The organism is Endozoicomonas sp. ALB115, from assembly GCF_049310245.1.
GTDB lineage: Bacteria > Pseudomonadota > Gammaproteobacteria > Pseudomonadales > Endozoicomonadaceae > Endozoicomonas.
This window is the reverse complement of record NZ_JBLYZG010000043.1, coordinates 37,142-46,836: the sequence shown is the minus strand read 5'-3', so window position 1 is coordinate 46,836 and position 9,695 is coordinate 37,142. Positions and strand designations below refer to the sequence as shown.

The following is a 9,695-nucleotide window of genomic DNA, read 5'->3' as shown; positions in this document are numbered from 1 at the left end:
ATAGCTACGGCTATGCTCCCTACGTTGCGCCTTGCATAGCAACTGCCCACTTAGCCAGAAATATACGATTCCATTTGGCCAACTACTTAGACTTCATCTGACCAACCTTCACAGAGCTGACGTTTCCATAGCATCGGCACCTGCCATGGCTGCATCTTTAATCTGGTGTTCCATCAGGACAATTTCATCCATGGAATAAAAGAAGCCACCAGCTACATGGCGAATCAATGCCAACAGTCCGGGACGATCCATGAACGCATGCCTTGCCACATCAACAGAAAGCACGCCTGCTTTTGCATAATGGTTAAATCGCATAAATTAAAAATCACTCAAAGATTATTTGCAAAATTATATAACGATTCGCAGAAAAACCATTTATTAACCACAAGATAAAAACCATAGTACTAATTAAAAACAACCTGACAAGAAATATAACAACTACTGCTTTATATATATTGATTATGAAAACCCCCTTATATGAAAAAAAAACATTTATCTATTTTTTTATATAGCCATACCATTTTGCGGAAATAAAATATTACTCTAGAATCCCTTTTAGTATCTCTCCATGCAGTAAGCGAGTTCCATTACCGAGCTTAAATTAATAAACAGTCATGAAATATTTCAAAAAAATATATTTAAAGCTAGGAATAATAAGGCTCGCTTACTGTCCAACCGTTCGGTTCTGATCTTTATTTAGAGAGAACCGTTTTTCTTAATTAAAAACAGCCATCCGGATAAGGGGTTAGCATGTTTAGAGGAAAGTGTTTATTCATCGTTTTATTGTTATCAATCACATCGGCAACATGGGGAGCCCCTTCCGATACCAGAGTCGGGGTTGAGGATGGGTATTCAGGCGGGAGTTCTTTGTCAGCCATTCTCAGTAGCGGTACTTTCTCTTTCCTTGAACTGGCTGCTCATGCGACCATTCTTATAGGTGGCGGAAACTATGCTCCGGAAAGCCCCTTTACAAAAGTATTGTCATACATCCCGCAAAAGGTTTATGACTTCGGTGCTACCAACGTTCTTTCCAACCGTGTTGCCCACAACGTCTTCCTGAGCCAGCTATTAAGATTACTGCCCGTTGCCAACGACTACGTCTGTGGCATGATGACACTGACGACCGAGGATGGCTATTATATCGACAGCGTTCTGGTAAATCAGGGATCAATACAGAACGACTCACAATTTGAGCATATTGGCGACAATCTTTTTGTGCCAAAAAACAGAGGTATCACCAACCTGTTATTAGTTAAGCAGATGACCGGGTGGTCAACGGCAGGAAGCGCATACATCACTGAAAACCCAATTGACTTATTCGTCACTGTTTCTGATGGTCGACAAACGTCTACTATCAATGTCCAGAAAAGCTCATGCACATTGTACAGTTATGGAAAAGCTCAAGCCTCTATCATAAAGGGTGATGATGTATCTTTCTGTCTGACAAATTCTGGAACCGACTCAAAAGTATCAACGATTACTGCACTAACATCTGCCTACGGCAAACCAGCTCTTATGCGTATTCCCGGGGAAGCCTGCGAAAGCTATTAGTCCGCGATATTCTAAATGATTAATGTTAATCTCTGACAATATTCAAACAGCACCACCCTCTGAGTAAAACAGGGTGGTTTTTACCTGAACAAATTATACCGGATAATAGCGACTGTCCGTTGCAATACCAGACATGTCTATATCCCAATGTTCTACAGGGATCGATTCAACTTTCTGACACTCATGGGCCAGACCAATAAGTATCGGCTTTTTCGCAGTCCGGGTAAAAGCAAACGTTCTGTCATAGAAGCCTCCTCCCATGCCTAGCCTTCTGCCAGCTTCATCAAAACCGGTTAAAGGTACAAGGACAACATCCAGCTTTTCCGGTGAAATCGGTTCTACCTCCTGCAAGGAAGGCTCAGGGATTCCAAAACGATTCAAAACCAGATGAGTGTTGGGCAGGTATTCAATAAACAGAAGGTTGTTATTGCTCCCAATCACTGGCAGATAACATTGTTTGCCAGAACTCCAGAGAAAATCACGGAGAACGTCCGGATTTATTTCGCCATCACTGGCTATATAAATTGCAATGTGCTGGCTATCTGCAAGCTCAGGCCGGGCACTGAGAATATCACACAACATTACACCAGCGCTGACCTGCTGGTCAGCGCTTAATGCCCGGCGGCGTTCGCGGAGAGAGGTTCTTAACTCAGAACGGGATATCATCATCAAAATCGTCAAAACCACCAGCGGGCTGTGGCTGGGGAGTTGATTGCGGTTGCTGCGACTGCGCTGGTTGATGCTGTTGCTGTTGTTGTGGTGGTGATCCGTATTGCTGAGGCTGCTGCGGAGCATAAGACTGCTGCTGTTGCGGTGCCTGCTGCTGGTAGCCACCTCCCATCGGAGCACCCATAGCGCCTTCCTGGCGGCCATCCAGCATCTGCAGCTGGCCACTGAATCCATCAACAACAATCTCGGTAGTATACCGATCCTGACCGTCCTGACCCTGCCACTTGCGTGTCTGCAGCTTACCTTCGATATAGACTTTTGATCCCTTACGAAGGTACTGCTGGGCGATCTCAGCCAGCTTGCCGAAAATAACCACCCGGTGCCACTCCGTTTTCTCCTGTTGCTGACCGGTATTACGATCTTTCCAGGACTCACTGGTTGCCAGACTCAGGTTGGCAACGGCACTGCCATTGGGAGTAAAACGTACATCCGGATCGTTACCCAGATTACCAATCAGTATTACTTTATTAACGCCTCGAGCCATTTAGCTTCTCCGCCATATTCACTCAAACTCAAACAGCCTCCAAGAACAGAGTCCATTCATTGAAGACACCATGGAGTGACCTTACAGGACCACTCCATATTAAAAATTCTCTATTAAAACAAAGGCCCTGTATCTGGTTCCCCGTTTTTATTCTGTATCAACCCGCAGGTTTAATATCTGAACCTAGGAGGCTGACCGAGAATAGACTGCCCTACTGCGGTGGCAGCAAATTGGTCTAAAAAGTCGGAAATTTTTAGCAAATAGAACCACTATTCACTAAAAATTTCCGACTTTTTATCCTCAATTTTCTGCCATCCTCGCTACGGGCGCTATTCTTGGTCAGCCTCCTAGCACTGCCCAAACTGCCTTAACTCGGACCAGTTCAGTACCTGCTTATCAACTTTCAGATAAGCTGTTTTCTCAGCGGCAAGCACAGTCACTTCCTGAACACCGTCAATACCAGCAAGCCGCTCTCCCACCGAACTGACATCACCAAGCTCAGGATTCAGGGCCATTACCATAGTACTCACATAAGGTGGTTGCTTCATAGTAACAGACAACCAGCACCACAGGGCAGTGGGAATTGTACAAAGCATTATGACAGCGGGAACACCGCCATACTCCATGGCAACGCCCCCAAGGCTGCCGCCCAGGGCAGCCCCCAGAAACTGACTGGTTGAGTAGCCTCCCATGACAGTGCCACGGGTTCCCACAGGTGCGAGTTTGCTGACCAGGGATGGCAGCGTGGCTTCCAGAAAATTAAAACCAAAAAAGAAAATCAATAAGCCAGCCAACAACATCGTGGCACTGAGCATGCCTTGATAAAGCAGCGCAAAAGCCACGAACAGAATGACAATGCTGAAGCTGTAGCACTGCTTGAGCAGTCGCTGACGCTCACTGAAAATAATAAGGGGGATCATCATAACAAATGACAGGCCCAGGACGGCCAGATAAATACCGCCATGGGCAGAGCGATCAAAATCTTTGCTCAACAGCTCGGGAATAAAAATAAATAAAGCCATCAGCACAAAATGGAGAGTAAAAATGCCAATGATGTGCCTCAGCAGCTCCGGGTTAGTGAAGACCTGATGCAACACCTGACGATCAACAGAACTGTTTAAGTCCCGCCGTTTAATGACCGGCGTTGGCACCAGCAGGATAATCACCAGCATCGCTGCCACCGCCATCAGGGCATTAGCGATAAAGAGTCCGGACATCCCCCAGATATCACTGACCACCGGCCCCAGTACCATGGCAATGGCAAAGGCAAGGCCAATGCCCATGCCAATCATGGCCATGGCCTTGGTTCGATGCTGATCCCGGGTAAGGTCAGCCATCAACGCTGTCACCGCACCGGCAATGGCACCACACCCCTGTAAAATACGCCCGGCAATCACCCCCTCAATGGTGGTAGCCTGTGCCGCCAGCAGGCTTCCCAACAGAAAAATAAACAGTCCCAGCAGAATAACGGGCTTCCTGCCCCAGCGATCAGAAAGCCAGCCAAACGGAATCTGTAATATGGCCTGGCTGAACCCATAGGCACCAATGGCCACCCCGATCAAACTGGGCGAAGCTCCCTGAAGATCGTCAGCAAAAAGAGCCAGAACAGGCAGTACCATAAACAGTCCAAGCATCCGAAAGACAAAGACCAGGGTAAGGGATACAGCCGCTTTTAATTCAACAAATGACATGGGATAACAGCAAAGTCCTGAATTTTTTTGGTGGTTATAACTGATAAAATTACTGATAAACAGTGTCGCCGCAAGTCTATCAGGATTCAGATCCCGGATGCTATGCAGAAAGCATGCTCACGGATTATAGCCCAGGGGTAATCATCATCAGTGATGATGAGACCCGTTGATGCTTTACCCGGCACTCAGGCAATCGTCGCCAGGTCAGGTGGTCAGGCAAAAACACTCTCTTGCGTCTGCGACAAAATGTCACTGTTGCTACCTTAACATGCTGACTATAAATACAAGTCAAAGCCTCTTGAAAATTCGTTGTGTGCCTATCAAAATCATCAAAAACAACAGCCGAGCACACGTATCAGGATCTGGTTTACCGCTGGCGGCAGCAGCCTGACATCGAAACTATCAGGAATAAGTACGCTATCCTCACGTGAGTAGATTAATTAATGAGTGATATTTTAAAAAAAAACATCTTTCTTATATTGGTCATTTGTTTTCCCTTACTTGCTGCAACTACAGCATTTCCTGCTGATACATCAGTTTCAGAACCCCCTATTTCGGCACATTACAAAAAGCAAAATAGTGATGGCACAGAAACCAGCTGCATTGTGACCGGGAATGAAACTCAAGAAGAACGAGAAAGACTGCACAAAGCTGGCTGTACTCTGGAAACACTTCGAAATAACCCTGATATTGATGTTGAGGTCACATTAAAAACAAACACTGGTCCCAGATCGATCCTGATGACATCCAAATACTATTTAATGTGGTTAAACAGCGGCCTCCATGCCGTCAATATCTCTCGCACCTTACCTTTTGCTGTCCTCAATCTGGTGGTTTTTCATCCTGGTGAAGCACTGAAATACCTGGGTTTTTCGGCACTATATAATGTAGGCTTGTCCCGTAATGCCAACCAGACACTCTACCCATTCCTTGGTAAACACCTCTCATCTTACTTTTATCCTGATGGCCGGGATAACCGTAATAACGATGAACCTGAAAGCCTTGGCCTTGGAGGCCACATCCTGGTCATCAGCGCAGATCTTATTATGTGGTGGCTGGAGGCCCCTAACTTTGGCTTTAACATAAACAGTCTGATGCTCGGTCTGGATTTATTTCACTTTGCCCTTGATATGGCAATTTAAACCGGACAAGGCATTTTCTATAAGTAGTTGGCCAAATGGAATCGTATATTTCTGGCTAAGTGGACAGTTACTATGCAAGGCACAACGCAGGGAGCATAGCCGTAGCTATGTGACCGGAGTTGTAACGCCGCAGAGTGACTGTCCACTTAGTCAGAAAATATGATTTCATTTGGTTAACTACTTAAAGTGCCTGACTGACGCAGGAGCCTGCAAAATCAAATAAATTAATCTTTTGGTTGGTACCCTTTTAGAACGCTATTCAAAACCAGCACGTTGGTTGGAGAGTAAACCAGAGGGATAAACGTTATCCATGTCAAAAAGCACCTACACCGTTGCCAAGAATAATAAAACTATCAAAATAACACGGCATTTGTTTAATTTTTGGTTTCAATGCATCCCGGCCATGCTGCTTACCATTTCTCTCCCATGTCTGTCCGACACTATCAAAGAAGAAACCACAGGCTTCTCGATGTCAGCCAGCTACATGACAATTAATGAACACGGAAAAGAAACCCTTTGCACAATCTCAAGTATCGACCACATTGAAAAATTGCAAGCGTTGAAAAGCACAGACTGTAAGCTCCCCATGTCAAATGCCCCTAATGATCAGTCAGTCATTCTGATCTCCCATAGCCCCTACCATGAAACCAGGCAGATATTACTCACTACCCGCAACCTGCTGATGTGGTCCTATATGGCAGTGCACGTCTACAAACTCCTGGACTCGGGAAATATCCTCTGGACTCAGCAGGAAGCCTGCCCCTGCAGCGGGAAATTAATGGATATCAGCAATAAACCGGACAGGTTAATGACCAAAGGTTTCTTTTTTACCTACTACCTCCTGAGCCTCGGATATCATGGCTGGCGTTATATTCAATCCTATATAAATCCTGGTGCCGCAGCCCCTGACAACAAAACATCTGAGTTCAAGAATGATGAAACTGCATGGTCCGACACACTGAACAACGTCATATCCAGAGTTTCAGAGTACCCTTATGCCGGTCAAATTCTGACCTTGGCTCTGGATTCAGCCGCACTGAAATGGGACTGTCGATGCCCCGGCTATTTTACCAACAGCAAAGGTGGCCTTTACTTCAACGGCCACCTCTGGATGCTTTTGCTGAATGTCGCAATTTTTACTACAGACTTGGCGATCGACTACTTATAATACTCCGTTTGCTCTCAGAGCCTGTTGGTGACCTTTTTCAGCTTGCAGAAAGGCCACCAACAGGCTCTCTCACTGGCACGGAGAAAAGGCTGTGGAAAAGATTACCGTACAGGGCGCACGTACACACAATCTGAAAAACATCAACCTGGAGATGCCCCGTGACAGCCTGATAGTAATCACCGGCCTATCGGGTTCCGGTAAATCTTCCCTGGCCTTTGACACGCTGTATGCAGAAGGCCAGCGTCGTTATGTTGAGTCCCTGTCAGCCTATGCCCGCCAGTTTCTATCCATGATGGAAAAGCCCGATGTAGACCATATCGAAGGACTCTCGCCGGCTATCTCCATTGAGCAGAAATCCACCAGCCATAACCCGCGCTCCACCGTCGGTACGATCACAGAAATCTATGACTATCTCCGGTTACTGTTTGCCCGCGTCGGCATTCCACACTGCCCGACACACCACCTGCACCTGGAAGCTCAAACCGTCAGTCAGATGGTAGACCAGGTTCTGGCACTGCCCGAAGGCACCAAACTGATGCTGCTGGCCCCGGTGGTCAGGGGGCGCAAGGGTGAACACCTCCATGTATTCAACGAACTGAGAAGCAACGGTTTTATCCGTGCCAGAATCAACGGGATTGTTACGGATCTTGATACACCACCAAAACTGGATAAAAAGAAGAAGCACACCATCGAAGTGGTCATAGACCGCTTCAAGGTGCGTGATGATTTACAACTGCGCCTCTCCGAGTCGTTTGAAACGGCCCTTGAGTTGACCGATGGCCTTGCTACTGTCAGCTACATGGATGATGACGCTAAAGACGACATTGTCTTCTCTTCCCGTTTCGCCTGCCCGGAATGCGGTTACAGCCTCAATGAGCTGGAACCACGGCTTTTTTCCTTTAACAATCCGGCCGGAGCATGCGCCACTTGTGATGGGCTGGGTGTTAAACAGTTCTTCGACCAGGATCGTATAGTACAGCATCCTGAATTAACATTGGCAGAAGGCGCAATCCGTGGTTGGGACCGGCGCAGCGTTTACTACTTTCACTTGCTGAAATCACTGGCCGCTCACTACGGCTTCAGCATTGACACCCCGTTTGATGACTTAAGCCCGGAACAGCAGACCATTATTCTTCATGGGTCCGGTGATGAAGAGGTCAATTTCAGTTACGTCAATGACCGGGGGGATGTCTATAAAAAACGACATATTTTTGAAGGCATTATTCCCAACTTTGAGCGACGTTTCAGGGACACCGACTCCCAGTCCGTCCGGGAAGAGCTGGCCAAATACCTCAGTACCCAGCCATGCCCATCCTGTAAAGGCACCCGTTTACGCAAAGAAGCCCGGAATGTATTTGTCCAGAATGAAACCCTGCCGGACCTGGTTAAATTACCCGTTGAAAAAGCGCTGGTCTATTTTCAGGATCTTGACCTGCCCGGTCGCCGTGGCGAGATTGCCAGAAAAGTACTTAAGGAAATCTGCGATCGACTGAGCTTTCTGGTCAATGTCGGCCTGAACTATCTTACCCTGGAGCGCAGTGCGGATACCCTTTCCGGTGGTGAGGCCCAGAGAATACGACTGGCCAGCCAGATTGGCGCAGGTCTTGTGGGGGTTATGTATATTCTTGATGAACCCAGTATCGGGCTGCATCAACGGGACAATGAACGCCTTCTGAATACGCTGACCCGTTTGCGAGACCTGGGTAATACGGTGATCGTCGTGGAACATGATGAAGATGCCATTCGCAGCGCTGACCATGTTATCGATATTGGCCCCGGTGCCGGTGTTCATGGTGGTGCCATCGTCGCCCAGGGAACCCCCGGACAGATCATGGACTCGCCGGATTCTTTAACGGGTCAATACCTCTCAGGCATTCGCAAGATCCATGTGCCATCCAACAGAACACCCGCAGACCCGAAGAAAACCCTGAAACTCAGTGGTTGCAGCGGCAATAACCTGAAACATGTCACACTGGAAATTCCAGTGGGTTTAATGACCTGTGTCACCGGCGTTTCGGGCTCCGGCAAGTCCACCTTAATCAATGGCACACTGTATCCGCTGGCCGCCACAGCGCTCAATAAAGCAACGACATTAACCGCTGCGCCCTATAAAAAGCTGACTGGCATTCAACACTTTGATAAATGCATTGATATTGACCAGAGTCCCATTGGCCGGACACCACGCTCTAACCCGGCCACCTACACCGGGATTTTTACCGCCATTCGTGAACTCTTCGCCGGCACTCAGGAGGCTCGTTCACGGGGCTATAAACCCGGCCGATTCAGCTTCAATGTCAAGGGTGGCCGATGCGAGGCCTGCCAGGGAGACGGTGTTATCAAAGTAGAAATGCACTTTCTGCCAGATATCTACGTTGCCTGCGATGTCTGTAAGGGCAAACGTTATAACCGCGAAACACTGGAAGTAAAATACAAAGGCAAGAACATCCACGAAGTACTTGAAATGACCGTGGAAGAAGCACTGCAATATTTCGATCCAATACCCGCGATCAAGCGCAAACTGCAAACCCTGATGGATGTAGGGCTTTCCTATATTCATCTCGGGCAGAACGCTACCACCTTGTCGGGTGGTGAAGCCCAGCGGGTGAAACTGGCGAAAGAGCTGTCCAAACGGGATACCGGTAAAACACTCTATATACTGGACGAGCCCACCACCGGGCTCCATTTTCATGACATTGAACAGCTACTCACTGTCCTTCATCGTTTGCGGGATCATGGCAACAGCGTGGTCGTCATTGAGCACAATCTGGATGTGATTAAAACGGCAGACTGGATTATTGACCTGGGCCCGGAGGGTGGTGATGGCGGCGGGCAGATTATTGCCACTGGCACCCCGGAAGCCGTATCGGATGTTCCAGAGTCTCATACCGGCCGCTTCCTGAAACCAATGCTTGCTTGACACGCGACTATCT

Annotated in this window: 8 protein-coding genes; 4 read left to right on the top strand and 4 right to left on the bottom strand. The window is 47.7% G+C overall.

All coding sequences use genetic code 11. The annotated features are described in order from the left end of the window. Positions 1-108: 108 nt before the first annotated feature. The gene (locus tag ACO6VE_RS17225; RefSeq protein WP_422462512.1) at positions 109-315 is read right to left on the bottom strand and encodes a hypothetical protein; all 207 of its coding nucleotides are present in this window, start codon (positions 313-315) and stop codon (positions 109-111) included. 435 nt (positions 316-750) lie between these two features. Here ACO6VE_RS17225 and ACO6VE_RS17220 point away from each other — a divergent pair, with 435 nt between their 5' ends. Further along, positions 751-1,551 (top strand): hypothetical protein, encoded by an 801-nt coding sequence (locus ACO6VE_RS17220; protein WP_269675406.1) that lies wholly within the window; start codon positions 751-753, stop codon positions 1,549-1,551. Positions 1,552-1,644: 93 nt separating this feature from the next. Here the strand turns inward: ACO6VE_RS17220 and ACO6VE_RS17215 are convergent, their stop codons facing one another. The 3 genes from ACO6VE_RS17215 to ACO6VE_RS17205 all read right to left on the bottom strand — a co-directional run bounded on the left by ACO6VE_RS17215 (position 1,645) and on the right by ACO6VE_RS17205 (position 4,455). Beyond that, positions 1,645-2,220, bottom strand: a complete 576-nt coding sequence (locus ACO6VE_RS17215; RefSeq protein ID WP_422462510.1) for a 5-formyltetrahydrofolate cyclo-ligase — start codon at positions 2,218-2,220, stop codon at positions 1,645-1,647. Next, positions 2,201-2,764 carry a single-stranded DNA-binding protein gene (ssb, locus tag ACO6VE_RS17210; RefSeq protein WP_422450203.1) on the bottom strand — a complete coding sequence of 188 codons (564 nt, stop codon included), beginning with the start codon at positions 2,762-2,764 and terminating at the stop codon, positions 2,201-2,203. Before ssb ends, ACO6VE_RS17215 begins: the two co-directional genes overlap by 20 nt. A 347-nt stretch (positions 2,765-3,111) precedes the next feature. Then, positions 3,112-4,455 carry an MFS transporter gene (locus ACO6VE_RS17205; RefSeq protein WP_422462508.1) on the bottom strand — a complete coding sequence of 448 codons (1,344 nt, stop codon included), beginning with the start codon at positions 4,453-4,455 and terminating at the stop codon, positions 3,112-3,114. Between the two features lie 605 nt (positions 4,456-5,060). On the opposite strand from ACO6VE_RS17205, the gene ACO6VE_RS17200 reads away from it, so the two are divergent. The 3 genes from ACO6VE_RS17200 (at position 5,061) to uvrA (ending at position 9,682) form a co-directional block, all read left to right on the top strand. Further along, complete coding sequence (locus tag ACO6VE_RS17200; RefSeq protein ID WP_422462506.1) at positions 5,061-5,597, top strand: hypothetical protein; 537 nt, start codon at positions 5,061-5,063, stop codon at positions 5,595-5,597. A gap of 586 nt (positions 5,598-6,183) precedes the next feature. Further along, positions 6,184-6,765 carry a hypothetical protein gene (locus ACO6VE_RS17195; RefSeq protein ID WP_422450200.1) on the top strand — a complete coding sequence of 194 codons (582 nt, stop codon included), beginning with the start codon at positions 6,184-6,186 and terminating at the stop codon, positions 6,763-6,765. A gap of 91 nt (positions 6,766-6,856) precedes the next feature. Then, positions 6,857-9,682 (top strand): excinuclease ABC subunit UvrA, encoded by a 2,826-nt coding sequence (uvrA, locus tag ACO6VE_RS17190; RefSeq protein ID WP_422462504.1) that lies wholly within the window; start codon positions 6,857-6,859, stop codon positions 9,680-9,682. Positions 9,683-9,695: the final 13 nt, after the last annotated feature.

Bases quoted from the DNA above. Each gene is read 5' to 3' on its own strand.
- ACO6VE_RS17225 (WP_422462512.1), bottom strand. From the start codon at position 315: ATGCGATTTAACCATTATGCAAAAGCAGGCGTGCTTTCTGTTGATGTG.
- ACO6VE_RS17220 (WP_269675406.1), top strand. From the start codon at position 751: ATGTTTAGAGGAAAGTGTTTATTCATCGTTTTATTGTTATCAATCACA.
- ACO6VE_RS17205 (WP_422462508.1), bottom strand. From the start codon at position 4,455: ATGTCATTTGTTGAATTAAAAGCGGCTGTATCCCTTACCCTGGTCTTT.
- ACO6VE_RS17215 (WP_422462510.1), bottom strand. From the start codon at position 2,220: ATGATGATATCCCGTTCTGAGTTAAGAACCTCTCTCCGCGAACGCCGC.
- ACO6VE_RS17195 (WP_422450200.1), top strand. From the start codon at position 6,184: ATGTCAAATGCCCCTAATGATCAGTCAGTCATTCTGATCTCCCATAGC.
- ssb (WP_422450203.1), bottom strand. From the start codon at position 2,764: ATGGCTCGAGGCGTTAATAAAGTAATACTGATTGGTAATCTGGGTAAC.